The 24,039-nt window shown below is 65.4% G+C and carries 23 protein-coding genes and 3 tRNA genes; 2 read left to right on the forward strand and 24 right to left on the reverse strand.

The annotated features are described in order from the left end of the window. Positions 1 to 67: 67 nt before the first annotated feature. From rpoB to rplJ, 14 genes are all read right to left on the reverse strand, one after another. Positions 68 to 3,547: a DNA-directed RNA polymerase subunit beta gene (gene rpoB, locus AMYHA_RS00930; protein WP_034266988.1), complete on the reverse strand. Its 3,480-nt coding sequence runs from the start codon at positions 3,545 to 3,547 to the stop codon at positions 68 to 70. 436 nt (positions 3,548 to 3,983) lie between these two features. Further along, the gene (locus AMYHA_RS25405; protein ID WP_157361691.1) at positions 3,984 to 5,030 is read right to left on the reverse strand and encodes a hypothetical protein; all 1,047 of its coding nucleotides are present in this window, start codon (positions 5,028 to 5,030) and stop codon (positions 3,984 to 3,986) included. Further along, on the reverse strand, positions 5,027 to 5,707 hold the full coding sequence (locus AMYHA_RS00940; RefSeq protein WP_034266990.1) for a hypothetical protein: 681 nt from the start codon (positions 5,705 to 5,707) through the stop codon (positions 5,027 to 5,029). The genes AMYHA_RS25405 and AMYHA_RS00940 overlap by 4 nt, the downstream gene beginning before the upstream one ends. A 57-nt stretch (positions 5,708 to 5,764) precedes the next feature. Then, on the reverse strand, positions 5,765 to 7,012 hold the full coding sequence (locus AMYHA_RS00945) for an MCE family protein (RefSeq protein ID WP_051399403.1): 1,248 nt from the start codon (positions 7,010 to 7,012) through the stop codon (positions 5,765 to 5,767). Then, entirely contained in the window at positions 7,012 to 8,217 is a 1,206-nt protein-coding gene (locus tag AMYHA_RS00950; RefSeq protein ID WP_084036671.1) for an MCE family protein, read from the reverse strand. Before AMYHA_RS00950 ends, AMYHA_RS00945 begins: the two co-directional genes overlap by 1 nt. Beyond that, positions 8,217 to 9,395: an MCE family protein gene (locus AMYHA_RS00955; RefSeq protein WP_034266992.1), complete on the reverse strand. Its 1,179-nt coding sequence runs from the start codon at positions 9,393 to 9,395 to the stop codon at positions 8,217 to 8,219. Before AMYHA_RS00955 ends, AMYHA_RS00950 begins: the two co-directional genes overlap by 1 nt. Further along, positions 9,392 to 10,378, reverse strand: a complete 987-nt coding sequence (locus AMYHA_RS00960; protein ID WP_034266995.1) for an MCE family protein — start codon at positions 10,376 to 10,378, stop codon at positions 9,392 to 9,394. Before AMYHA_RS00960 ends, AMYHA_RS00955 begins: the two co-directional genes overlap by 4 nt. Further along, the gene (locus tag AMYHA_RS00965) at positions 10,375 to 11,424 is read right to left on the reverse strand and encodes an MCE family protein (protein WP_034266998.1); all 1,050 of its coding nucleotides are present in this window, start codon (positions 11,422 to 11,424) and stop codon (positions 10,375 to 10,377) included. Before AMYHA_RS00965 ends, AMYHA_RS00960 begins: the two co-directional genes overlap by 4 nt. Next, a complete protein-coding gene (locus tag AMYHA_RS00970) occupies positions 11,421 to 12,875 on the reverse strand; it encodes an MCE family protein (protein ID WP_034267000.1) in 1,455 nt (484 codons plus the stop codon). Before AMYHA_RS00970 ends, AMYHA_RS00965 begins: the two co-directional genes overlap by 4 nt. Then, positions 12,872 to 13,714 carry an MlaE family ABC transporter permease gene (locus AMYHA_RS00975; protein ID WP_034275313.1) on the reverse strand — a complete coding sequence of 281 codons (843 nt, stop codon included), beginning with the start codon at positions 13,712 to 13,714 and terminating at the stop codon, positions 12,872 to 12,874. The genes AMYHA_RS00970 and AMYHA_RS00975 overlap by 4 nt, the downstream gene beginning before the upstream one ends. A 13-nt stretch (positions 13,715 to 13,727) precedes the next feature. Continuing rightward, entirely contained in the window at positions 13,728 to 14,480 is a 753-nt protein-coding gene (locus AMYHA_RS00980) for an MlaE family ABC transporter permease (protein WP_051400295.1), read from the reverse strand. A gap of 35 nt (positions 14,481 to 14,515) precedes the next feature. Beyond that, a complete protein-coding gene (locus tag AMYHA_RS00985; protein ID WP_034267005.1) occupies positions 14,516 to 15,688 on the reverse strand; it encodes an ABC transporter ATP-binding protein in 1,173 nt (390 codons plus the stop codon). 349 nt (positions 15,689 to 16,037) lie between these two features. After that, positions 16,038 to 16,430 (reverse strand): 50S ribosomal protein L7/L12, encoded by a 393-nt coding sequence (gene rplL, locus AMYHA_RS00990; protein ID WP_034267007.1) that lies wholly within the window; start codon positions 16,428 to 16,430, stop codon positions 16,038 to 16,040. Positions 16,431 to 16,500: 70 nt separating this feature from the next. Further along, entirely contained in the window at positions 16,501 to 17,028 is a 528-nt protein-coding gene (gene rplJ / locus AMYHA_RS00995) for a 50S ribosomal protein L10 (RefSeq protein ID WP_034267009.1), read from the reverse strand. Between the two features lie 276 nt (positions 17,029 to 17,304). Here rplJ and AMYHA_RS01000 point away from each other — a divergent pair, with 276 nt between their 5' ends. Next, positions 17,305 to 18,216: a hypothetical protein gene (locus AMYHA_RS01000; protein WP_051399404.1), complete on the forward strand. Its 912-nt coding sequence runs from the start codon at positions 17,305 to 17,307 to the stop codon at positions 18,214 to 18,216. 72 nt (positions 18,217 to 18,288) lie between these two features. On the opposite strand, the gene rplA is transcribed toward AMYHA_RS01000, so the two are convergent. The 5 genes from rplA to AMYHA_RS01025 form a co-directional block, all read right to left on the reverse strand. Next, positions 18,289 to 19,002: a 50S ribosomal protein L1 gene (gene rplA, locus AMYHA_RS01005; protein WP_034267012.1), complete on the reverse strand. Its 714-nt coding sequence runs from the start codon at positions 19,000 to 19,002 to the stop codon at positions 18,289 to 18,291. Positions 19,003 to 19,103: 101 nt separating this feature from the next. Further along, the gene (gene rplK / locus AMYHA_RS01010) at positions 19,104 to 19,538 is read right to left on the reverse strand and encodes a 50S ribosomal protein L11 (RefSeq protein ID WP_034267015.1); all 435 of its coding nucleotides are present in this window, start codon (positions 19,536 to 19,538) and stop codon (positions 19,104 to 19,106) included. Positions 19,539 to 19,624: 86 nt separating this feature from the next. Beyond that, positions 19,625 to 20,428 carry a transcription termination/antitermination protein NusG gene (gene nusG / locus AMYHA_RS01015; protein WP_034267016.1) on the reverse strand — a complete coding sequence of 268 codons (804 nt, stop codon included), beginning with the start codon at positions 20,426 to 20,428 and terminating at the stop codon, positions 19,625 to 19,627. 67 nt (positions 20,429 to 20,495) lie between these two features. Next, a complete protein-coding gene (secE, locus tag AMYHA_RS01020; protein ID WP_034267018.1) occupies positions 20,496 to 20,927 on the reverse strand; it encodes a preprotein translocase subunit SecE in 432 nt (143 codons plus the stop codon). 69 nt (positions 20,928 to 20,996) lie between these two features. Continuing rightward, positions 20,997 to 21,069: transfer RNA gene (locus AMYHA_RS01025), tRNA-Trp, on the reverse strand. 163 nt (positions 21,070 to 21,232) lie between these two features. Here AMYHA_RS01025 and AMYHA_RS01030 point away from each other — a divergent pair. Continuing rightward, positions 21,233 to 22,468 carry a pyridoxal phosphate-dependent aminotransferase gene (locus AMYHA_RS01030; RefSeq protein ID WP_034275317.1) on the forward strand — a complete coding sequence of 412 codons (1,236 nt, stop codon included), beginning with the start codon at positions 21,233 to 21,235 and terminating at the stop codon, positions 22,466 to 22,468. A 31-nt stretch (positions 22,469 to 22,499) separates the two neighbouring features. On the opposite strand, the gene AMYHA_RS01035 is transcribed toward AMYHA_RS01030, so the two are convergent. From AMYHA_RS01035 to AMYHA_RS01055, 5 genes are all read right to left on the reverse strand, one after another. Beyond that, on the reverse strand, positions 22,500 to 22,940 hold the full coding sequence (locus AMYHA_RS01035) for a MaoC/PaaZ C-terminal domain-containing protein (protein ID WP_034267021.1): 441 nt from the start codon (positions 22,938 to 22,940) through the stop codon (positions 22,500 to 22,502). Then, positions 22,937 to 23,386, reverse strand: a complete 450-nt coding sequence (locus tag AMYHA_RS01040) for a MaoC family dehydratase N-terminal domain-containing protein (protein ID WP_034267024.1) — start codon at positions 23,384 to 23,386, stop codon at positions 22,937 to 22,939. Before AMYHA_RS01040 ends, AMYHA_RS01035 begins: the two co-directional genes overlap by 4 nt. 119 nt (positions 23,387 to 23,505) lie before the next feature. Next, positions 23,506 to 23,670 (reverse strand): 50S ribosomal protein L33, encoded by a 165-nt coding sequence (gene rpmG, locus AMYHA_RS01045; RefSeq protein ID WP_034267027.1) that lies wholly within the window; start codon positions 23,668 to 23,670, stop codon positions 23,506 to 23,508. A gap of 160 nt (positions 23,671 to 23,830) precedes the next feature. Then, a tRNA-Met gene (locus tag AMYHA_RS01050) sits at positions 23,831 to 23,904 on the reverse strand. A 50-nt stretch (positions 23,905 to 23,954) separates the two neighbouring features. Beyond that, positions 23,955 to 24,027: transfer RNA gene (locus AMYHA_RS01055), tRNA-Thr, on the reverse strand. Positions 24,028 to 24,039 lie beyond the last annotated feature (12 nt).

The following is a 24,039-nucleotide window of genomic DNA, read 5'->3' on the forward strand; positions in this document are numbered from 1 at the left end:
CCCACAGGCTGGCTAAAGTGGTCTGCTCACCCTGGCGGGCCACTATCGGCCCGCCAGGGCGGCGAGGTCAGTGCATGACGTCGTCCACCGAGGGCGACTCGTTGCGGGACAAGTTGATGCCCAGGTTCGCGGCGGCGCGCTCAAGGTCCTCGTCATCGGAGTCGCGCATCTCGATCGCGGCTCCGTCACTGGACAGCACCTCCACGTTCAAGCACAGCGACTGCAGCTCCTTGAGCAGCACCTTGAACGACTCGGGGATACCCGGTTCCGGGATGTTCTCCCCCTTGACGATGGCCTCGTAGACCTTCACACGGCCGACGACGTCGTCCGACTTGATCGTGAGCAGCTCCTGCAGCGAGTACGCCGCACCGTAGGCCTGCATCGCCCAGCACTCCATCTCACCGAAGCGCTGACCACCGAACTGCGCCTTACCACCCAGCGGCTGCTGGGTGATCATCGAGTACGGACCGGTGGACCGGGCGTGGATCTTGTCGTCGATCATGTGGTGGAGCTTCAGGATGTACATGTAGCCCACCGCGACCGGGTACGGGAACGGCTCACCGGAACGGCCGTCCAGCAGCTGCGCCTTGCCGTCGGTGTGGACGAGACGCTCCCCGTCCCGGTTCGGCTTGGTCGCGCTGAGCAGACCGGTCAGCTCCTCCTCGCGGGCACCGTCGAACACCGGCGTCGAGGTATTGGTACCCGGCTCGACGTCGAGGAGCTCCTCCGGCAGGTTCTTCGCCCAGTCCGGTGAGCCCTCGACCTTCCAGCCCTGCGAGGCCAGCCAGCCAAGGTGCAACTCCAGGATCTGCCCGATGTTCATACGACGCGGCACACCGTGAGTGTTCAGCACGACGTCGATCGGGGTGCCGTCCTCCATGAACGGCATGTCCTCCACGGGCAGGATCTTGCCGATGACGCCCTTGTTGCCGTGCCGGCCAGCGAGCTTGTCACCCGGCTGAATCTTCGACTTCTTGGCGACGTAGACCCGGACCAGCTCGTTGACGCCGGGCGGCAGCTCGTCGTCCTCGTCACGGGAGAACATCCTGATGCCGATGACCTTGCCGGACTCACCGTGCGGCACCTTCAGCGAGGTGTCGCGCACCTCGCGGGCCTTCTCACCGAAGATGGCCCGCAGCAGACGCTCCTCAGGGGTCAGCTCGGTCTCACCCTTCGGCGTGACCTTGCCGACCAGGATGTCGCCCGGCTGCACCTCGGCGCCGATGCGGACGATGCCGCGGTCGTCGAGGTCGGCGAGGACGTCCTCGGAGACGTTCGGGATGTCGCGGGTGATCTCTTCGGCGCCCAGCTTGGTGTCGCGGGCGTCGACCTCGTGCTCCTCGATGTGGATCGACGTCATGACGTCGTCCTGCACCAGGCGCTCCGAGATGACGATGGCGTCCTCGTAGTTGTGGCCTTCCCACGGCATGACCGCGACGAGCAGGTTCTTGCCGAGCGCCATCTCGCCGTCCTCCGTGGACGGGCCGTCGGCGATGACCTGACCGACCTCAACCCGGTCGCCCTCGTTGACGATCGGCTTGTGGGTCATGCAGGTGCCCTGGTTGGAGCGGCGGTACTTGTACAGCCCGTAGCTCCGGCGGCTGCCGTCGTCGTGCATCACGGTGACGATGTCGGCCGAGACTTCCTCGACGACGCCCGCTTCCTCGGCGAGCAGCACGTCACCCGCGTCGACGGCGGCGCGCAGCTCAACACCGGTGCCGACAAGCGGCGACTCGTTGCGCAGCAGCGGCACCGCCTGGCGCTGCATGTTCGCACCCATCAGCGCACGGTTGGCGTCGTCGTGCTCAAGGAACGGAATCATGGCCGTCGCGACCGAGACCATCTGCCTCGGCGAGACGTCCATGTAGTCGATCTCCATCGGGTCGATCAGCTCGACCTCGCCGCCCTTCCGGCGACCGAGGACCTTCTCCTCGGTGAAGTGACCGTCGGCGTCGATCGGCGCGTTGGCCTGCGCCTTGACGTGGCGGTCCTCCTCGTCGGCGGTCAGGTAGTCGACCTGGTCGGTGACCTGGCCCTCGATGACCTTCCGGTACGGCGTCTCGATGAAACCGAACGGGTTCACCCGCGCGTAAGAGCACAGCGAGCCGATCAGCCCGATGTTCGGGCCTTCCGGCGTCTCGATCGGGCACATCCGGCCGTAGTGCGACGGGTGGACGTCGCGGACCTCCATGCCCGCGCGCTCACGGGACAGACCACCAGGGCCGAGGGCCGAGAGACGACGCTTGTGCGTCAGGCCCGCGATCGGGTTGTTCTGGTCCATGAACTGCGAGAGCTGCGATGTCCCGAAGAACTCGCGGATCGCGGCGACGACCGGGCGGATGTTGATCAGGGTCTGCGGCGTGATCGCCTCGACGTCCTGGGTGGTCATCCGCTCGCGGACCACACGCTCCATACGGGAGAGCCCGACCCGGATCTGGTTCTGGATCAGCTCACCGACGGTGCGCAGGCGGCGGTTGCCGAAGTGGTCGATGTCGTCGGTCTCGACCGGAACGTCGACGCCAACGACGCTGTTCATCGTGTGCTCGCCAGCGTGCAGGCGGACCAGGTACTCGATCGTGGAGACGATGTCTTCCTCGGTCAGCGTGCCGGTCTCGTACGACGTGTCGAGGCCGAGCTTCTTGTTGATCTTGTACCGGCCGACCTTGGCGAGGTCATAACGCTTGTTCTTGAAGAACAGGTTCTCCAGCAGCGTCTGCGCGCTCTCCTTCGTCGGCGGCTCGCCAGGGCGGAGCTTGCGGTAGATGTCGAGCAGCGCCTCGTCAGTGCCGGCGGTGTGATCCTTCTCCAGCGTGGCCATCAGCGTCTCGGAGAAGCCGAACCGCTCCCGGATAGCCTCCGTGGACCAGCCGAGCGCCTTGAGCAGCACGGTCACCGGCTGGCGGCGCTTGCGGTCGATGCGCACTCCGACGGTGTCGCGCTTGTCGACGTCGAACTCCAGCCAAGCGCCCCTGCTCGGGATGATCTTCACACTGAAGACGTCCTTGTCGGTCGTCTTCTCGATGGCCTGGTCGAAGTAGACACCGGGCGAACGGACAAGCTGGGAGACGACGACACGCTCAGTGCCGTTGATGATAAAAGTGCCCTTGTCAGTCATCACGGGGAAATCGCCCATGAAGACCGTCTGGCTCTTGATCTCACCAGTGTTGTTGTTGACGAACTCGGCGGTGACGAACAGCGGCGCCGAATACGTCATGTCCTTGTCTTTGCACTCTTCGACCGAGGCTTTAACCTCGTCGAAGCGCGGGTCGGCGAAGGAGAGCGACATCGAACCGGAGAAGTCTTCAATCGGCGAGATCTCGCCGAGAACTTCCGCGAGCCCCCCGACCGGGTTCTCTTCGCCCTCGTTCACCCGGCGCTCGAACCATGCGTCGTCGCCGGTGAACCACTCGAACGACTTGATCTGCACGTCGAGCAGGTCAGGCGTGGCGAGCGGTTCGCGAATCTTCGCGAATGAGACCCGTTTGGGTGCTCCAGGAATCTCCGATGGGTTCGCAATGTTGGCTTGGTTCGCGGGAGAGACTGCCAAGATGCGTCCTTCCGGGGACAGATAAGCGGTTGGACAGCAACGCCACGTTGACACGGGACATGGCAACACGGGACGCCGACTGTCTATAAGGGTGCGGTGGTGTCCGCCATCGTAGCGCCTGGCTCAGGGCAGCATGAAAGCGGGCAGCGCAACAGAGCAGTCTAGCGACGAAAATCGCCGCTGTCGAGGGGGCACGCGCATCGGGGCCCAGCCTCGCCGCACCTTCGTTCCGCTTCGCATCGGCGGATGCCTTGTGGCTTCGCGATTCAGGGTGGCGTGCCAGGGCCGCCGAGTCAAGCCACCGGGCGGTGCGGCACCGCAACAGTGCAGTGACTCACGGTCATCTCACCCTGGTGTCGCAATGGGGTGGATGCGACGAAGGGCTTCTTCCCCGCGTCTGAGGTGAGGAAGAAGCCCTTCGTCGCAGCTGAGGCGCCTAGTTGCCGCCACCGTCGTGGCCGCCATCGCCACCGTTGCCGCCGTTACCGGGAACCGGGGCGCGATTGCGAGGGTCGGCGTAGGCGTCGATGTGTGAGATCTTCCACTCGCCATCGACGCGCACCGCGGTCACGGTCGGCTGGTCACCTGTCGCGGCGCTCTGCCCGCTGTCCTCCCGGACTGAGGTCTGGTCGATGAATGCCAAGACCCGCGCGGAGTCCTCGTTCATCTCGATCACCGCGACGTTGCGCACGGTCGTCTGGAGCACGACCTTCTGCTCCGGCGCCTTCTCCTTCACATCGCCCATGAGCTCCTCGTACTGCGACCGCATCTCGTCGGTCGCCAGCACGTCCTTCACGGCCTGCTCATGCTGCTGCACGTTGTTGTAGTTGTACGAGAACATCGTTTCGAGGCCGTCCGAGACCTGCTGCTTGAGCTGCTCGGTCGCCACAACATCGACCATGGCCTTGTTCTCGTCGCCAGCGCCTGCCGCGAAATACTTGTACGCGAAGAACGCCGCGGTGAGTGCGAGCACCAGCGCCAGCGCACCGACCACGCTGGTCAGCGTCCACGAGGCGTGCCGCAGCCGCTGCTTCGTTGCCGCGGCACGGCCCTCCGGCAGCGCGGACGGCTGCGAGACCGTCTCGTCCGGTGACTCCGGCTTCCGGACGCCCCCGTCGCGGGCCTTCGGGCGAGGCCGGGGCCTCTTGGACGCGGTCGACGCCGTGGCGGCCACCGCGGCACCGCCGGTGTCGCTGCTGTCGGTGTCGTCGGTGTCGTCGGTGTCGTCGGTGTCGTCGGTGTCGTCGGTGTCGCTGTCGGCCACGTCCTCGGCGAAGTCGGTGTCCGCCGAGGTGTCTGCCGGAACAGCCGAGGCTTCCTCGACCTCCGTCTCCTCGGGCCGCATCTCGTCGGTGTCCGAGGCGTCCGTTCTTGGCTGCGGTGTCGGGCGGGGCGTGGGACTCGGCTTCGCTGACTTGCGCAGTCCAGCGACCTGCGGCCGCCGCGACCCGCCGCTGGGTGTCGATCGCCGTCGGTTTGTCACTGCGGCTCCGATCCTTGGTTGCCGACCTGCTGCGTCCTCGGGATGGGGATCAGCTCGATGTCCGAGAGCTTCCACTCCCCATCGATGCGCTTCATCTCAGCGCGCCAGCGGCGCGGCAACTGCGCGTTCTGATCCTCGAACGACAGCGTCACCTCGGAGGACGCGATCACCGTCGCGGTGCCGTCGTAGGCATTGAGTTCCTCAACCGCCACGGCGAAGAACTCGATCTCCGACGAGCGCTGCGCCTTGACGATGACATCGCGGGCCTGTTTCCAACCATCCTTGACATGCTGGGCCAGTTCGTCCGTCGACACCGCGACCTGCTGGTCCCGGTACTTGTCAGGGTTCTGGTAGTCGACCTCGGCGAAGGCCGAGATGGCCTGCTCCGCGGCCGCGACCGCCTCGTCTCGCGCCGTGGCGTTCTGGGCTGCGTCGCTGCTCGATTCCGTCCACCACAGGATGCCGAAGGTGGCGGCGGCGATCAGGCCAAGCACCGCGAACACCGAGGCAACCAGGAACACCGGCTGTCGCGCGAGCATGCTCGATCGCGACTCTCGCGGTTCCTGGGACTCCGCCTGCGAGACCGTCACAGCATCGGTGTCCTCGGTGCCGTCAGCGGCGTCGGAGACACCGTCGTGTTCCTCGGGCACGTCGGCCCGAGCATCGTCACTGCTCATTACGTCCTCAGCGTAGGCGAACGATGTGATATCGCTGTCTGATACCGCCGGTCACCGTCAACTCATCGAGAGCAGCTGGCTCAGCAACTGCGCGTTGGAACTCGACAGGAGGCTGTTCGAGCTGTCCTCTTCGAGCGACTCGGCGTCGCGATCGGAGTTCTCCTCAAGCTGTTGCTGAGTAGGTGCCACCGGTACGCCGTTGAACGGCGCGTTCTGCGAACCGCGGACGTCGATCGGACTGCCCGTCGGTTCGGCACAGTATGCCTTCTCGTTGTACTTCGACGGCGATGTGTCGTCGCCTGGCCGCTTCTTGGTGCTCTCGTAACCCTTCACGCACGGCGGCGGATCGAACAGGTTCAGCGCGAGACCAAGCGGCGCCTTCGGCTCCTTCGGGTCGAGGATCGCCTGCGCACCGGCACTCAGCGCCGGGTACGTCAGCAGCGTCTGCTCGAGGCCCCCCAGCCGATCGTCCGAAAGCTCGCCGAGCGTGATCAGGTTGGCGACCAGCGCGCTGAGCCCAGGCCCCACCTCGTCAACGACCCTGCTGAGCTGGTTGGCGGTCGGCGGGGTCTGCTCGATCAGCCGCCTGATGTCGGCGTCGGACCCCTTGAATGTCTCCGACAACGCCCGCAGATCCCTGCTGAACGACCTGATCGAGTCGATCTCGGCGTTCTGGGTGCGCAGCACCTGGTTGCCCGAGCGCAGCAGCTCCACCGTCTGCGGCAGGTGCTGCCTGGCAGCGGCGGTGAAGTCCCGCGTGGTGTCCATCAACAGTTGCAGGTCGTCACCGGTGCCGGAGAACGCCTTGAACGACTCGTCGACGACCGTGCGCAGCGAGTCGGTCGGCACCGAACTCGCCAGGTCGTGCAGGTCGTTGATGACCTTGGCCGTCGGCACCGGCGTCTTGGTCCGTTCGGCGGGAATCACCGAGCCGTCCTCGAGGTACGGCCCACCCGCGGACTTGGGCCGCAGGTCAACGAACTGCTCACCGATCGCGGACCGGTTCAGCACGAGCGCTTCCAGGTCGGCGGGAATCGGCGGATTGTTCGGCTGAATCTCGAGATCCACCTTCAGGCCGTCCTCTGTCAGGCTGAGTTCACCCACCCGACCGACGTTGAAGCCGCGGTAGGTGACCTCGGCGTTGGAGAAGATCCCACCGGACTCGTTCAGCTCCATGGACACCGTGTAGATGTCCTCGCCGAACACCTTCGCGATGTCGGTGAACCGGAACAGCGCGAACACCAGCGCGACGGCGCTGATCACGAAGAACGCGACGATCTGGATCTTGATCTTGCGAGTCAGCATCAGCTGCCACCTCCCAGCAGCCCGGGCAGCACGCCGAGGCCGTCATCAGACTGTCCGCCGGAGTCCCCGTCGGACGGCGACGGCAGTGGCAGCGGCGGGAGCTGGTTCGGGTCGAGCAGCTCGCCCTCGGACGCGGGCACCTTCTCCAGCACCGGAAGCCCGTCGAACGGGTTGCCCCGGTGCCGCCGGTACGCCTCGTAGATCTCCCTGATGTTCAGATTCAGCTCTTGGTACAGGTTGAAGTAGTCGCCCTTCGCCCCGTCGACGGCGGAGTCAGGGAACGGGAACGACACCAGGATCTCCAGCGACTTCGGCAGCTTGTCGCCCGCCTTGACCAGGTTGGCAAGGATCGGTCGCAGCGACTCGAGGTTATTCACCAGATCACGCTGGCTCTTCTGGATGGTGTCGGTAGCGACGACGGAAAGCTTCTTCATCGACTCCAGCATCGTCACCAGCTGCTTGCGCTGGTCAACGAGCACCTTCATACCCGGCTCGAGATCGTCCAGCGCGGCCGCGATAGCCTCTTTATCCTTGCGCAGCGCCTTGGACAGCCGGTTCAGGCCGTCGAGGGCGTTGGAGATGTCCTGTGTCTGCCCGTCGAGGCCCTGCACGAGGGTCTCCGCGTTGTGCAGAAACGCCTTGATCTCGCCCTCGCGGCCGGTCGAGACCTGGTTGAGCTCCTTGGTGATCGTGTTGAGCTGCTCGACACCACCGCCGTTGAGCAGCATCGACATCGCACCGAGGACCTCTTCCAGCTCGACGCCGCGGTCGGTGCGCGAGACCGGGATGACCGAACCGTCGGTCAACTCGCCCTGCCCGGTGCCCTTCGGCGGGTGCAACAGCTCGATGTACTTCTCACCGAGCAGGCTGGACTGTTTGACATTGGCCCGTGCGTTGGCAGGCAGGTCGGTCTCGCCGTTGAGCAGGACCGTGACCTTGGCGTTCCAGTCCTGGCCGGTCAGCGAGATCTCCTCGACCTTGCCGACCGAGACTTCGTTGATCTTGACGGCGGACTGCGGCACGAGATCGAGCACGTTGCGGAAGTGCATCTCCACCCGAACCGGGTCATCGCCGAGATCGGCGCCACCCGGCAGCGGGATGTCGTAGATACCGGTGAACGAACCACATCCGGCGAGCAGCGACGTCACCATCGCGAAGACGGCCGCGAGCATGCCCGTTGACCGGCGGGACTTGCTACGCCACATCAGCGGCCACCTCCTTGCGACATCTGTTCCATCAGCGCGAGTGGCAACGGTGGCAGCTCACCGTCGTGCAGCGAGTTGAGCACCTGCGCCGGGGTAGGCAGGTCCTCGGTCAATGGCGCCAGCTGCTCGCACATCGAGGCGAGCTGGTCGCCAGAGCCGTCAGGTGCCTGGCCGATGAAGTCGCACAGCATCAGCAGCACCGGCATGCGCAGTTCGTTGATCACCGGCCGCGCGTCGAGCGTGCCGGAAGACGCGTTGTAGGCGTTGATCACGTTGCCAAGCGCGACCGGCCCGACGTCGAAGATCTCCGCCAGCTCCGCCCGCTCCTCGACGAGCACCTGGGTGACGTCGGCGAGCTTGTCGACATTCGACTTCAGCCGGTCCCGGTTCTCGTCTACGAACTGGCGCACCTTGGCCAGCGTCGCGCCGAGCAGCTCGACGGACTTCGCCAGGTTCTGCCGCTCCCCAGCGAGGAAGCCGCTCACGTCAGCCAGCCTGCGCTGGAACTCGGCGACGTCCGCGTCGCTCGCCGCGAGCGTGTTGGAGAACTCCGCCAGGTTCGACACCGTGGCGAACAGGTCATCCTTGTTGCCCGCGAGAGTGTTGGACGCCTTGCCCAGCTTGTTGATGGTGACGTTGAGCGCCTTGCCGTTGTTCTTGAAGTTCTCGGCCAACGTGTCGAGCAGCCGCGACAGTGCGCCGTTCTTATTGGCGCCGTCAGGGCCGAGCGCCTCACTCACCCTGGACAGCGAGGCGTACAAGTCGTCGACTTCGAGCGGCACCGCGGTGCGCTCCTGGGTGATGACGGCGCCGTCCTCGAGCTCTGGACCGCCGGAGTAGGGCGGCGTCAGCTGTACGTAACGATCACTGACCAGCGACGGCGCGACGATCACGGCTTGCGCGTCCGCGGGAACCTGAACCGTGCGGTCGTAGGTCATGGTGACCTTCACCCGGTCACCCTGCGGCTCGACGCGCTCGACGGTGCCCGTCTCGACACCGAGCATGCGCACGTCGTTGTCCTTGTACAGGCCGATGGCGGTTGGGAAGTACGCGACGACGGTCTTGGTTCCGGCGTCCTTGAGCGTCCACCACAGGCCGCCCGCCACGACGAGACCGAGCACGCATGCGATGGCGACGCCGCGCCACAGGCTGTAGCCAACACGAGTCGTCGGGCTCATCGCGGATCACATCCCTGCTGGTTGATGGGACCCTCCTGGGGTAGCAGCAGTCCGCAGATGTAGTTGTCGAACCAACGGCCGTTGCCGAGGGTGTTGTTGAACTGCCGGACGAACGGCGCGAAGGTCTCGATGCCCTCACCGAGGGCTTCGCGGTTGCGGTGCAGCATGCCGGTGAGCCGATCGAGGTCCTTCAGCACCGGCTGCAGCTGCGCCTTGTTGTCATCGACCAGCCCGTTGAGCTGCACGGCGAGTTGCTGGATGCCCTGCAGCAGCGAACTGATCGCCGCCTTGCGCTTCGACAGCTCGGCGAGCAGCACGTTGCCGTCCTTCATCAGCTTCACCAGCTGCGCGTCGCGGTCGGCCAGCGTCTGGCTGATCTGGCGCGTGTTCTCCAACAGGTTCGACAACTGGGTGTCGCGCTTCGCGATCGTGTCCGAGAGCTGCGACAGCCCGTTGAGCGCGCCCTTGATCTCGTCGGACGTGCCGCCGAAGGTCTTCGAGATAACGTCGAAGCTCTTGGCGAGCTGGTTGACGTCGATCGCGTCGGTGGTCTCCGACAGGCCCCGGAACGCCTCGAGCACGTCGAACGGCGACGTGGTGCGCGCGTTCGGGATGGTCTCCGACGGGTCCAGCACCTCGCCGCCAGACGGTTCCACCGCCAGGAACTTCTGGCCAAGCAGGTCCTTGAGCTTGATGCCTGCCCTGGTGGTGTCACCCATCCAGGTGTCCTTGACGTAGAAGCTGACCAGGACCACGTTGCCGTCCAGCTCGACGTCCTTGACTTTGCCAACCTTGATGCCAGCGACGCGGACCTCGTCGCCGTCCTTGAGACCCGCCGCCTCTTCGAACTCGGCGGTGTAGACCGTGCCGGAGCCGATGAGCGGCAGCTCGTCGGAGTTCATGGCGGCGACAAGGCCGAGCGCGATCAGCACGACGCCGATGATCGCGATCGGGATCGGGTTTCGTTGCTGGAAAGGCTTCATCGGGTGCACCTCGCCCTGTCCGGCTCACCCATCGGGATGGTGATGGGCTGGTCCTCCGCGCCAGGGAAGCGCAGCGTGGCCTCGCCACTGCACAGGTAGAAGTTGAACCACGACCCGTAGCTCGCGGTCTTACCCAGGGTCGAATACTTCTTCGGGCCGAAGGTGATGAAGTGTTCCACCAGGTCCTCGTGCTTGTTGAGCGTCTTCGTCAGCTTGCCGAGCTCGGCGATGTCCTGCTTCAACGGCGGCCGCACATCGCCGACGAGACCCGCGGTCGAGCGGGAGAGGTCGTCGATGGCCTCGATCGCGTCGCCGATGGGCTTGGCGTCCTCGGCCAGTCCCGACACCAGCTGCTGCAGTGTGCTGATGGTCTGCCGCAGTTCCGGGCTCTTCTCGTTGAGCCGCTGTAGCACGTCGTTCAGGTTGGTGATGACCTCGCCGATGACCTTGTCCTTCTCCGCCAGCGACGTCGTCAGCGACGCGGTGTGGGCGAGCAGATTTTCTATCGTGCCGCCCTCACCCTGCAGCACCTGGATGATCTCGAAGGACAGTTGGTTGACGTCCTTCGGCGACAGCGCGGTGAACAGCGGCTTGAAGCCGTTGAACAGCTCCGTCAGGTCAAGCGCGGGCCTGGTCTGTTCAAGCGGGATGTGACCGGTGCCGTCGGTGGGCAACAGCGGCGTGCCGTCGGTGCGGGCGCCGGGGTCGAGCGCGACGTAACGCTGCCCGACCAGGTTGCGGTAACGCACCGCGGCCGTGACGGTTTCCGGCAGCCGCAGACCGGAGTTCACCTCGAAGGTGACCTCCGCCTGGCTTTTGTCGACCACGTCGATTTCGGTGACCTGACCGACCTGCACACCTGCGATGCGGATGTCGTCGTTCTCCAGCAGCAGCGTGGCGTCACTGAACCGCGCGGTGTAACTGTTGGTGTCCGCCATGTTGATGTTGGCGATACTGATGCCGAGCACCGCCGTCGTCAGGATGGTCACCGCGATGAAGATGATCAGCTTGATCAGTGGTCCGGTGACATGCGTGGCGCTTCTCACTCGAAGTTCACCTCCGCACCGCGGTAGAGCGGACCGACCAGCAGGCCGCCCCAGCCGGGGATGTCACCCGGATGCGTGCCGGACTGAATGCTGAGCAACTCCGCGATCAGGGCTCCCTCCGCTGGCGTGTTGGCCGGATTCGCGCTCGGTGGGCTCATCGGGGCCGAGCCACCGGTGGACGAACTACCCCTGCCGGGACCAGGCGCGGTGCCCGGCTTGCACTCCCGGAGCCACCTCTCCGGGATCGGATTGCCGAAGGTGGTGAGCGCGTCGCACGGCAGCTTCTCGCCGTCGAGCTCGGAGCGGGCGTCCGGCGGGCGCTTCGAGCCGTCGTCCAGATACAGGAAGCGGTACGGGTACGGGAACGGGTCCGGGATCTCCGGGTGGTGCGGGTCAATGCACCACGGACCCCGGTAGCCGCCCTTACCCATGAGGTTGAACTCCGGCTCGTCCTGGCCCGGCTTGTACTCGCCCCGGTTCGGCGTGATGAAGACCTTGGCTTGCAGGCCAGGCTTGTCCGTGCCCTTGCCGAACGCCTTGTTCAGGGTGGGAAGCGCATCGGCCATCTGCCTCGTCACGCAGGGGAACGATGGCGAGTACTTCGCGATGAGTTCCAGCGACGGTCGCGAGACCTTGCCGACACGGATGAAGTTGTTCTTGTTCGCGGCGATGTAGGACTCCAGGTCCCGCGATGCGGTCGTCACCGAGCTGTACACCGAGTTCAGCTGCTGTCGCTTCTCCACGAGCGTCCGCGCGCTGGTGCGGAAGTTCTCCAGCGTGGCGACGATGTCCGGCGTGACCTCGGAGAAGTTGTTCGCGAACTGTGCGAGCTGCTTGAACTGCTCCTTAAGCGCGGGCAGGTGCGGATTGAGCTTGCCCATGTAGTCGCCGAGCTCCGACAACGTCTTGCCAAGCTGATCGCCCCTGCCGTCAAGGGCGGTGGACATCGCGGTCAGCGTGCTGTTCAGTTTCTGCGGCTGCACCGCGCGCAGCACGGGAAGCAGCTTCTCGAACGAGGCGCCCAGCTCGGTCGCGGTCTTGGTCTTGTCCTGCGGGATGACGTCGCCGTTCGACAGCTTCGGCCCGCTGGCGTCGTCGAACTGCAGCGACACATACCGCTCACCGAATAGCGTCTTCGGCAGCAGCCGCGCCGACGTCGACTTCGGCACCAGCTTGGCGTCCTCCGGGTTCAGCTTCAGCTCAAGCTCGGCGCCGTCCGGTGTCGGCGTGATATCGCTGACGTGTCCGATGATCAAGCCACGCACCTTGACGTCCGATTTGTGGCCCAGCTGGTTGCCGACCTTGTCGGCCTTCAGGTTCACCGTCACGTACGGGGTGAAGGCGTTGTTGAACCCCGCGACGCTCAGCGCGACGCCCGCGATGACCAGCACGATGAAACCGACGCCGAGCAGCCTGCGCTTCAGCGTCGACACCGCACCACGTGCACTCATCCTGCGATCCTCACCGTTGTGTCAGTGCCCCAGATACCGAAGCCGAGGAAGAAGTTCACCAGCGCGACCACCACGATCGTCGTCTTCACTGCCTTGCCGACGGCGACACCGACACCGGCGGGGCCACCCGATGCCGTATATCCGTAGAAACAGTGCGACATGATGATGATGACGGCGAAAACCAAGACTTTCGCGAACGAGATGAAGACGTCTTCCTTGGGTAAGAACAGCTCGAAGTAGTGGTCATAGGTACCGGCCGATTGGGCGTAGAAGACCGTCACGATCAACCGTGACCCGACATAGGACGACAGTAGCCCGATGATGTAGAGCGGGATGATCGCGATGAAACCCGCGATGATCCTGGTCGTGACGAGGAACGGCAGGCTGGGCACCGCCATGACCTCGACCGCGTCGATCTCCTCGGAGATCCGCATCGCGCCGAGCTGCGCGGTGAACCCGGCACCGACCGTCGCCGACAGCGCGAGGCCAGCGACGAGCGGCGCGACCTCGCGGGTGTTGATGTAGGCCGAGGCGAATCCGGACAGCGCCGCGGCACCGATCTGGTCCAATCCGGCGTAGCCCTGCAGGCCGACGACGATGCCCACGAAGAGCGTCATGCCGAGCATGACGCCGACGGTGCCGCCGATGACCGCGAGCGCACCGGTGCCGAAGAACGTCTCGGCGAGGATGCGCAGCACTTCCTTGGTGTAGTGCACCAGCGTCTTGGGCACCCATCCCAGTGCCCTGACGTAGAAGGACAGCTGGTCGCCGAGGTCGTCAAGTTTGGAAAGCGGCGCGTTGACCGCCTTCCTGGTGTTACGGGTGAGGGTGTTCAGCATCGACATCGATTCCTCACCCCGTCTTCGGCGGCACGACTGTCAGGTAAACGGCCGTCAGGATGAAGTTGATGAAGAACAGCAACAAGAAGGTGATGACGACGGACTGGTTGACCGCGTCACCGACACCCTTCGGCCCCGGCGGCGGGTTCAGGCCCCGGTAGCAGGCGACGACGCCGGCCATGAAGCCGAACAGGATCGCCTTGATCTCACTGATCCACAGGTCGGGCAGTTGCGCCAGCGCCGAGAAGCTGGCGAGGTACGCGCCAGGCGTGCCGTCCTGCAGGATGACGTTGAAGAAGTATCCACCGAGCACGCCGACCACGCTGACGACGCCGTTGAGCAGCATCGCGACCAGCATGCATGCCAGCACCCTCGGCACGACGAGACGTTGCACGGCGGAAACGCCGAGCACTTCCATCGCGTCGATCTCCTCGCGGATGGTCCGCGCGCCGATATCCGCGCAGATCGCGGCGCCAGCTGCGCCAGCGACGATCAGCGCGGTCACGATGGGCGACGCCTGCTGGATGATGGCGAGCACGCTGACGGCACCGGTGAACGACTCCGCCCCGAGCTGGCTGACCAGCGAACCGAGCTGCAGCGAGACGACGGCGCCGAACGGGATCGACACCAGCATCGTCGGCAGGATCGATACACCGGCGATGAACCACGCCTGCTGGATGAACTCACGCGTCTGGAACGGGCGGTGGAAGCTCAGTCGGATGACATCAAGGCCAAGCGCGAACAGCCTGCCCGTTTGTTCGAGCATTCCCCTGCCGGGGAACTTGACAGCCGTCGTCGCCGTCACCGGGCACCACCCTGCCCCGGAGGGATCTCATCGGTGGACCGGAGCTGGTCGGCGGTGCCCCAGCCGTGGCTCGGCAGCTGCGCCACCTGGTCGGCGGGCAGCTGGCCTTGGCTCGCCTGCGGCGCGGATGACCCGCCACCATGCTGCGCGCCAGCACTGGCGTGCCGCTGGACGCCGTAGTGCTGCCGGTCCTGTTCGGACAGTGATTCGATGATGCCTTCCTGTGCCGCGGGCGGCAGCGTGTGCAGGATCTGCATGACGCGATCCTTGCGGCGACGCTCGCCCTTGCGCTCCGGCAGACCCGGGGTGGGCAGGATCTGCGGAACGACGCCTCGAACGTCCTCGGTGCCGCCGTGGTGATGACCAGCGTCGGCCATCGCCTGCTCCGCGGCCATCTGCGCGGTGTCCTTCTCCTCGGACATGCCGATCGGGCCGAGCCGCTTACCGTTGAGGAACTGCTCCACCACCGGCTCCTCCGAGGTCAGCAACACCTCACGAGGCCCGAACATGATCAGCTCCTTGCGGAACAACATGCCCAGGTTGTCCGGCAGCGTCCGCGCCAGGTTGATGTTGTGGGTAACCACCAGGATCGTGGCGTCGATCTGCGCGTTCAGATCAATCAGCAGTTGGGAGAGGTAGGCCGTGCGCACCGGGTCGAGACCGGAGTCCGGCTCGTCGCACAGGATGATCTCCGGGTCCAGCACCAGCGCCCGCGCCAGCCCGGCGCGCTTACGCATACCACCAGAAATCTCGCCGGGCAGCTTGCCCTCGGCACCCGAGAGACCGGTCATCTCCAGCTTCTCGAGCACGATGCGCTTGATCTCGGACTCGGACTTCTTGGTGTGCTCCCGCAGCGGGAACGCCACGTTGTCATACAGGTTCATCGACCCGAACAACGCGCCGTCCTGAAACAGCACACCGAACAGCTTGCGCACCTCGTACATATCGCGCTCGGAACACTGCACGATGTCCGTGCCGTTGATGACGCACTTACCCGAGTCGGGCTTGAGCAGGCCGATCATCGACTTCAGGAAGACCGACTTTCCGGTACCAGACGGGCCGAGCATCGCCGACACCTCGCCGGGCGGCAGCGTCAGCGTCACATCACGCCAGATGTTCTGGCTCCCGAAGGACTTGGTCAACCCCTCAACGACCACCTCGGCACCCATCGGACCTCCTGAATCTGTTTACGTTGAGTTCACCGGTCCACCGGCACTTGGCGGTGCGCATGCGAATGAACGTCAGGTCCCCTTCATTCGGTGCAACGAACCTTGGTGAGACAGGTTACTCAACAGTCATAAGATTTTCTGCTGTGGGTCGATTGCTTACTCTGCGACATGATCCATTCGGGAACCTACCGCGTACGTGGCTCAGGTCATACCGATGTTACTGACATGGGATACCCCAGACGCAGCAACGGGCAGCCATCCAGCGGATGACTGCCCGTTACGCCAGGTATGCGCGGTACTGCGGCCGTGCTAACGGGAGCACTGACCGGCTGGCCGCACGCCGGAAGTGCTACTTGACGGTGATCTGCGCGCCAGCGGCTTCCAGCTTCTCCTTGGCCGCGTCGGCGGCCTCCTTGTCGACCTTCTCCAGGATCGGCTTCGGGGCGCCCTCGACGAGCTCCTTGGCCTCCTTCAGGCCGAGGCCGGAGACGACCTCGCGCACGACCTTGATGACCTGGATCTTCTTGTCGCCAGCGCCCTCGAGGACGACGTCGAACTCGTCCTGCTCCTCGGCGGCCTCCTCGGCGCCACCACCAGCGGCGGGGGCGGCGGCAACGGCCGCGACCGGGGCGGCGGCGGAGACGTCGAAGGTCTCCTCGAACGCCTTGACGAACTCGGACAGCTCGATGAGGGTCAGCTCCTTGAACGCGTCAAGCAGCTCGTCGGTGCTCAGCTTGGCCATGGTGGCCTTCCTTCCTTGTAACGAACAAATCGGTCGGGGTGGTACTCAGCTCTTGGCTGGGTGCTCGGTATCAGGAGCCCGCTTCTTCCTTGCGCTTGTCTTCCAGCGCGCTGGCGAGGCGAGCAACCTGCGAGGCAGGCTCCGCGAACATCCTTGCCGCCTCGGACAACTTCGCCTTGAACGCACTCGCTGCCTGGGTGAGCAGCACTTCGCGGCTCTCCAGGTCGGCCAGCTTGTTGACCTCATCGGAGGAGATCGGACGGCCGTCCATGTAGCCGCCCTTGATGACAAGGGCGTTGTTGTCCTTTGAGAACTTCTTGAGCACCTTCGCCGCGTCGACCGGCTCACCCTCGATGAAGGTGATGGCGGTCGGCCCGATGAAGAGGTGGTCAAGCCCCTCGACGCCCGCGTCCTCAGCGGCACGCTTGACGAGGGTGTTCTTCGCGACCCGATACTTGGCGCCAGAGCCGAGAGCGCGACGCAGCTCGGAGAGCTGGGAAACGGAGAGGCCGGTGTACTCGGTGATCACGGCTGCCGAGCTGGTGCGGAACCTGTCCGCGATCTCGGCGACGGCCGCCACCTTGTCTGGCTTCGCCATGTGTCGCCTCCTCTCATCTCTGTTAGCTGGTGACCGTGGCGGTTCCAGGCCCAGAGACGACAAAACGCCCTGCGCAAGGGGCGCGGGGCGTTACGACACACTGGTGACGAGCCTCGTTCCTCCTGCGCAGGCCGCCCGCGCTGCGGGACCTTCGTCATGGACACATGCGCCCATGAGACCAGCGGTCTTCGGTAGAACCGCGAGCAAGTCTACGACAGTGCTCACCGGCGGCGATGCGCGGGTACCCACCGGTGGCGATCCGGCATGATGGGACCCGTGGCAGAACGCGGTCAGGACAACACACAGGACGACGGCAGTGAGCAGGGCGGCGCGAACCTCCCCGCGCCACGACCGGACTCCTCACCTGCGGAAGCCCACCAGGAGCCGCAGCCGGAACCGGGCTCGGAACTAGCTTCCCGGTCACCGTCCGAGCTGCTCAGCGAGGAGGAACTCCGGCAGTTCCGCGAGTTCCAGGAGTTCCAGCGGTTCCGCGAGTACCAAGCCGAGAAGGGCGGCGAACTGCCGCCCGCCGAGTCACGCGAGGTCGAACCCACCCGGTGGCGTGACAGAACACCAGCCTGGCTGACCGCGCTCGGCGGCAAACTGCTCACGGCGGCACTCGTGCTGCTCGCCGTAGCGGCCGGCGGGGCCTGGGCGATCAACCACTACCTCGGCGGCTCCGACGGACCGTCCAGCGCCGAACTCGCCGAACAGGGCGGTAAGAAAGCCGAAGCGACCAAGCTCTACGCCAGCGACCCATACGAAGCAGTACGGCGCGTCTACGACCACATCGCGCAAACCGACCCGGACACCGGAAAACCCGAGGTCGAGAAAGTGTGCCTGCGGTTCGACGAGGTGGCCCGCGTCCGGTTCGCGAGTGACCTGGGCTATGCGTCGTGCGAGCAAGCGGTACTCGGCATCAACGCAGAGATCACGCACGTCAACGACTACGCGGAGTCCATGCCGTCCTGGGTCAGCGACCCTGTCACGACCGACAGCGTGCGGATCAGCTCCTGCGCGGACAGTCTCGGCGGCACCATCATCGGCGGCCCAGCGCTCGGGACGTTCATCGTGACGAAGATCCCCGACGCCAAGGGCGAGCAGTGGCTCATCACAGGGCACGAACCCGGGCCACGCAGCTGCCCTGCCCCGAAGCGGACCGGGTCCAGCCAAACCGGGCCCAACTAAACGTGGCGGCCCGGTACACACATCGCCATGTGTACCGGGCCGCCACGAGAGTCGTTGGCTGGGTGAAGCCCCTTACGCTTCCGCTTCCAGCAGGTTGCGGGTGCGAGCGGGGTCGACGGGGATTCCGGGACCCATCGTCGTCGTGAAGGTCACCTTCTTGAGGAAGCGACCCTTCGCGGCGGACGGCTTGGCACGCATCACCTCGTCCAGCGCGGCGGCGTAGTTCTCGACCAGCTTCTCAGAGTCGAACGACGACTTGCCGATGATCAGGTGCAGGTTGGCCTGCTTGTCGACCCGGAAGCTCACCTTGCCGCCCTTGATGTCACCGATCGCCTTAGCGATGTTCGGCGTCACGGTGCCGGTCTTCGGGTTCGGCATCAGGCCACGCGGGCCAAGAACGCGGGCGATCTTACCCACCTTGGCCATCTGGTCCGGTGTCGCGATCGCGGCGTCGAAGTCGAGCCAGCCACCCTGGATGCGCTCGATCAACTCATCGGAGCCAGCCGCGTCAGCACCGGCGGCCTCGGCCTCTGCGACCTTGTCACCGGAAACGAAAGCGATAACGCGGACGGTCTTACCCGTACCGTGCGGCAGGTTCACGGTGCCGCGGACCATCTGGTCGGCCTTGCGTGGGTCAACGCCGAGCCGCATGGCGACCTCGACGGTGGCGTCCAGCTTGACCTTGGAAGTCTCCTTGGCGAGCTTGATCGCCTCGAGCGGCGAGTACAGCCGCTCCCGGTCGATCAGCTCTGCGGCCTGACGGTAGGCCTTGCTGCGCTTGGTCATGCTCTGTCCTTACGTTGCTTGTGGATCAGGTGTGGTTGTCGTGAGCCAGCGCCTGGCTCTCCCACTAGTCGCATGAGTGACTCATGCACCTCGGGCGAAACTCAGTCCTCGATGGTGAGGCCCATCGACCGCGCCGTACCCGCGATGATCTTCGCGGCCTGGTCGACGTCGTAGGCGTTGAGGTCGGTCTTCTTGGTCTCGGCGATCTCCTTGAGCTGGTCCCAGGTGACCTTGCCGACCTTGCTCTTGTGCGGCTCGCCGGAGCCCTTGTCCACGCCGGCTGCCTTGAGGAGCAGCTTCGCCGCGGGCGGCGTCTTCAGCTTGAAGTCGAACGAACGGTCCTCGAAGACCGAGATCTCGACCGGCACCACGTTGCCGCGCTGCGACTCGGTCGCGGCGTTGTAGGCCTTGCAGAACTCCATGATGTTGACGCCGTGCTGACCCAGCGCGGGGCCGACCGGCGGCGCAGGGTTCGCCTGCCCTGCGGCGATCTGCAGCTTGATAATCGCTGCAAGCTTCTTCTTCTTGGGTGGCATTCTCGTTTCCTGTTCACTGATGACTTACCGGGAGCCCTGCCAGCATCCCGGCGCTCTGGGGGCCTGCGGGGGCTTGCCCCGCAGGGTCAGATCTTGGAGACCTGGTTAAACGACAGCTCGACCGGCGTCTCCCTACCGAAGATCGACACCAGGACCTTGAGTTTCTGGCCATCGGCGTTGACCTCGGAAATCGTGGCGGGCAGCGTGGCGAACGGCCCATCCATGACGGTGACGGACTCGCCAACCTCGAAGTCCACTTCGACCGCTTCCCCACTGGCCGCCGTCGCGGCTTCCTCGGCACCGCCCTTGGCAGCCTTGGCCGGCGCCTCCTGCTCCGACTTCGGCAGCAGGAACTTGACGACGTCGTCAACGCTCAACGGCGAGGGGTGGTTGGTCGCGCCGATGAAGCCGGTGACGCCAGGGGTATTGCGAACCGCGCTCCACGACGCGTCGTTCAGCTCCATGCGGACCAGGATGTAGCCAGGCAGCACCTTGCGCTGCACCTGTTTGCGCTGGCCGTTCTTGATCTCGGTGACTTCTTCGGTCGGCACCTCGATCTGGAAAATGTAGTCCTCAACGTCCAGCGTCTGAGTACGCATCTCCAGGTTGGTCTTGACCTTGTTCTCGTAGCCGGCGTAGGAGTGCACGACGTACCACTCGCCGGGCAGCCTGCGCAGCTCCTTGCGCAGTTGCTCGGCAGGGTCGACCTCGGCGACCGGTTCCGGCTCGGGTACTGGCTCGACAGCTGCGTCAGCGTCAGCGTCGGCCTCGGCGACCGGTTCCGGTTCCGGCTGGACGGCCGCGGGGGAGGTCTCGGTGTCGGCAGCAGGCTGCTCGTCCGTCACGTCGGTCAGCTCCTCATCGGCTGCCGTGCCGTTCTCGGAGGTCACGTTGCAGTCCTCTCAATCTCTCGCATGCGGTTGCACCCCTATCGTGCGGCACCGCGTCTGTACGCGCTCAGCCGAACAGCGCGAACATAGCCTTGCCGAAACCCCAGTCAAGCAAGGCGACCAGGCTGACCATGAAGATGACGAACACGATGACCACGATCGTGTAGGTGACCATCTGCTTGCGAGTCGGCCAGATGACCTTGCGGAGCTCGGCGACGACCTCGCGGAGATACCGCACGATCCGCTTCGGCAGCGGCTGCCTCGGCTCACCCCTGTCCCGTTTGGTCTGGGTCGGGCCGCCACTGTCCTTGCGCCCCGGAGGCGATGACCCCGCGGACTTGCCCTTGACGGAGCCCTTGCCGTTCGCCGCGCCGGACTTGCCGCCCGGCTCGCCCTTCCCTTCGGCGGGACGGCGCCGCGCGCGCCGGGAGGCGGCGGACTCGGGACGGGACGAGCGCTGCTCGTCCGCGCCGTTGTCCTTCTCGCCGTCGTCGCTCACAAGGAACTCCTTACAAGTAGTCCATGTCCGCTGTCTGCGCTTGTTGCGTTGCCGAACTCTCCGCTCTTGCAGGGGTGACAGGACTTGAACCTGCAACCTGCGGTTTTGGAGACCGCTGCTCTGCCAATTGAGCTACACCCCTTCGCGAGAGACCCAAGAAGAACCGGGACCCACACGATCAGCGGGCACGCCGCCCTGCCCCGATCGGCACCGGGGCGTGAGTGGATGGCGTTCCAAGTTGAGAAGTGTACGGCAACGGTGGGCTCGACTATCAGTCGGGCTGCCCTCGTGAAAGCATGGGGGCCATGGTCTCACCGGACACAGCACATTCAACAGGTTCGAGGCGCCGGATTTCCGCCCGTATCGCGAGCATCAAACCGTCGGCCACGCTGGCGGTCGACGCCAAGGCGAAGGAGCTGAAGGCCAAGGGACGGCCGGTGATCGGATTCGGCGCCGGACAGCCCGACTTCCCAACGCCGGACTACATCGTCGACGCCGCGGCTGCCGCTGTGCGCGACCGCGCCAACCACGGCTACACCGCGGCGGCCGGTCTCCCCGAGCTGCGCGAAGCCATCGCGGCCAAAACGAAGCGCGACTCCGGCATCGAGCTCGACGCCTCGCAGGTGCTGGTCACCAACGGCGGCAAGCAGGCGGTGTACTCGGCGTTCGCGACGCTGTGCGATCCGGGCGACGAGGTGCTGCTGCTCGCGCCGTACTGGACCACCTATCCCGAGTCGATCAAGCTGGCCGGCGCCGTCCCGGTGCAGGTCACCGCCGATGAGTCCACCGGCTACCTCGCCACCGTCGAGCAGCTCGAGGCAGCGCGGACCGAACGGACCAAGGTGCTGCTGTTCAACTCGCCCTCCAACCCGACCGGCGCGGTCTACTCACGCGAGCAGGTCGAGGCGATCGGCCGCTGGGCGTACGAGCACGGCATTTTCGTCGTGACCGATGAGATCTACGAGCACCTGGTCTACGACGGTGTGACGGCGCACTCGATCTCGGCGGTCGTTCCCGAACTGGCCGACACGACGGTGATCCTCAACGGCGTCGCCAAGACGTACTCGATGACCGGCTGGCGAGTTGGCTGGATGGCAGGCCCCACCGACATCATCAAGGCCGCGTCGTCCTACCAGTCGCACCTGTGTGGCAACGTGGCGAACGTCTCGCAGCGCGCCGCGCTGGCCGCCGTCGCGGGTCCGCTGGACGCCGTCGAGGAGATGCGCGTCGCGTTCGACAGCCGCCGCAAGAAGATCGTCTCGCTGCTGTCCGACATCCCCGGCGTGGAGTGCCCGACGCCCGAGGGCGCCTTCTACGCCTACCCGTCGGTGAAAGCGCTGCTTGGCAAGGAGCTGCGCGGCGTGACACCGGCGAACACCGTCGAGTTGGCCGATCTGATTCTCGAGCACGCCGAGGTCGCCGTCGTCCCCGGCGAGGCGTTCGGCACCCCCGGCTACTTCCGGTTCTCCTACGCACTAGCCGAGTCCGACCTGGTCGAGGGTGTCTCGCGAGTGGCGAAGCTGCTGGCCGAGGTGCACTGAGCGCACCGAAGCTCAGGCCGAGGCCGCCGCCCTAAACCCGCACCTGGGCGGTGGCCTTGGCCAGCACTGTCTTGCCGTCGAACTTCGCCGTGATGGCGACCGTGGCGATGCCGTCGGTGACGTCGGTGACCTTGCCGCTGAACTCCACCCGCGCGCCCTGGTCGTCATCCGGCACGACAACGGGCCTGGTGAACCGCGCCGAGCAGGACAGCACCCTGGTCGCATCGCCAGCCCACTCACTGATCATCCGGTTCGCCAGCGCCATCGTGTACATGCCGTGCGCGATCACGCCAGGCAGCCCGACCGACGTCGCCACCCGGTCGCTCCAGTGGATCGGGTTGAAGTCGAGGGACGCGCCCGCGTAGCGCACCAGGTCCGCTCTGGTGACGTCGACCGCGAGCGGCGGCAGCTCGGTGCCTTTCCCGGCACCCTTCACAGTGCCTTTCGCGCCGCCCTTCGTGACATCCTTCATGCGTCCTCCCCTCGCACGACGAGCTGCGCCTTCGCGGTGCAGACCGGCTCGCCCGCGTCGTCGGCGATCTCGGCGCGCACGGTGAGGAAGTCGTTGCCAGCGCGGGCGAAGATGTCCTCGATCGTCGTGGTGACGGTCAGCCGGTCGCCAGCCGTGGCCGGGCGGTGGTGGGTGAAGCTCTGGTCACCGTGGACCATCCGGCTGTAGTCGAGTCCGAGATCAGGGTCGGTGGCGAGCTTGTCGATGACGCCGAGCGTGAGGATGGTCAGAAACGTTGGCGGCGCGACGACGTCCGGATGCCCCGCGGTGCGGGCGACCTCCGGGTCGCGGCTGAGCGCGCTGGTATCGCCGATCGCGGTGGCGAACTCGGCGATCTTCTCTCTGCTGACCTGATACGGGGTACCCGGCGGGTAGGTGCGCCCAATGAACGACTGATCAAGAACCACGGCACGGGAGCTTACCGACCGCGCGCACATTACCGTCAGGTATGCGAGATCCCGCACATGCGAACAAGGCCGCCCCCAATGCGGGGACGGCCTCGTCGACGTCTGGTATGGACGGCCGGCTAGCGGGTCTCCTTGTGCGTCCGGTGCGTACCGCAGTTCATGCAGAACTTCTTCATCTCCAGGCGGTCGGGGTTGTTCCGACGGTTCTTCCTGGTGATGTAGTTGCGGTGCTTGCACTCCTCGCACGCCAGCGTGATCTTCGGTCGCACGTCGGTGGCAGCCACGGCACGTACCTTTCTCTGCTCATCAGTCAATCCCGGCTGCGGCTACCAACGATGGCAACCGGCCTGACCGGGGTGAGGGCGGCGAACCGCCCTGCAGGTGATGTGAGGCGAGCCTCACGATTATCGCGGAGCAAGCTGCGGAGCAACTTGCCCGCCCGCGTAGCGGGAGCGGGACTCGAACCCGCGACACCACGATTATGAGCCGTGTGCTCTAACCACCTGAGCTATCCCGCCCCGCATATCCGCGGACGTACTCAGGATAGGTGAGTACTCCCGGATTACCGAGCCCCAATACGGAATCGAACCGTAGACCTTCTCCTTACCATGGAGACGCTCTGCCGACTGAGCTATTGGGGCGCGCTCATGTGG

Source organism: Haloechinothrix halophila YIM 93223 (assembly GCF_000504245.1).
Classification (GTDB): Bacteria; Actinomycetota; Actinomycetes; order Mycobacteriales; family Pseudonocardiaceae; genus Haloechinothrix_A; species Haloechinothrix_A halophila.

Excerpts from the sequence above, each read along its gene's own strand:
- AMYHA_RS01035 (WP_034267021.1), bottom strand. The coding sequence starts at position 22,940 with ATGAAGGATGTCACGAAGGGCGGCGCGAAAGGCACTGTGAAGGGTGCC.
- rplK (WP_034267015.1), bottom strand. The coding sequence starts at position 19,538 with ATGCCACCCAAGAAGAAGAAGCTTGCAGCGATTATCAAGCTGCAGATC.
- rplA (WP_034267012.1), bottom strand. The coding sequence starts at position 19,002 with ATGACCAAGCGCAGCAAGGCCTACCGTCAGGCCGCAGAGCTGATCGAC.
- rplJ (WP_034267009.1), bottom strand. The coding sequence starts at position 17,028 with ATGGCGAAGCCAGACAAGGTGGCGGCCGTCGCCGAGATCGCGGACAGG.
- AMYHA_RS00980 (WP_051400295.1), bottom strand. The coding sequence starts at position 14,480 with ATGCTCGAACAAACGGGCAGGCTGTTCGCGCTTGGCCTTGATGTCATC.
- AMYHA_RS00940 (WP_034266990.1), bottom strand. The coding sequence starts at position 5,707 with ATGAGCAGTGACGATGCTCGGGCCGACGTGCCCGAGGAACACGACGGT.
- AMYHA_RS00970 (WP_034267000.1), bottom strand. The coding sequence starts at position 12,875 with ATGAGTGCACGTGGTGCGGTGTCGACGCTGAAGCGCAGGCTGCTCGGC.
- AMYHA_RS00945 (WP_051399403.1), bottom strand. The coding sequence starts at position 7,012 with ATGCTGACTCGCAAGATCAAGATCCAGATCGTCGCGTTCTTCGTGATC.
- rplL (WP_034267007.1), bottom strand. The coding sequence starts at position 16,430 with ATGGCCAAGCTGAGCACCGACGAGCTGCTTGACGCGTTCAAGGAGCTG.
- AMYHA_RS00955 (WP_034266992.1), bottom strand. The coding sequence starts at position 9,395 with ATGAGCCCGACGACTCGTGTTGGCTACAGCCTGTGGCGCGGCGTCGCC.
- AMYHA_RS00960 (WP_034266995.1), bottom strand. The coding sequence starts at position 10,378 with ATGAAGCCTTTCCAGCAACGAAACCCGATCCCGATCGCGATCATCGGC.
- AMYHA_RS00975 (WP_034275313.1), bottom strand. The coding sequence starts at position 13,714 with ATGCTGAACACCCTCACCCGTAACACCAGGAAGGCGGTCAACGCGCCG.
- AMYHA_RS01030 (WP_034275317.1), top strand. The coding sequence starts at position 21,233 with ATGGTCTCACCGGACACAGCACATTCAACAGGTTCGAGGCGCCGGATT.
- AMYHA_RS00950 (WP_084036671.1), bottom strand. The coding sequence starts at position 8,217 with ATGTGGCGTAGCAAGTCCCGCCGGTCAACGGGCATGCTCGCGGCCGTC.
- AMYHA_RS00985 (WP_034267005.1), bottom strand. The coding sequence starts at position 15,688 with ATGGGTGCCGAGGTGGTCGTTGAGGGGTTGACCAAGTCCTTCGGGAGC.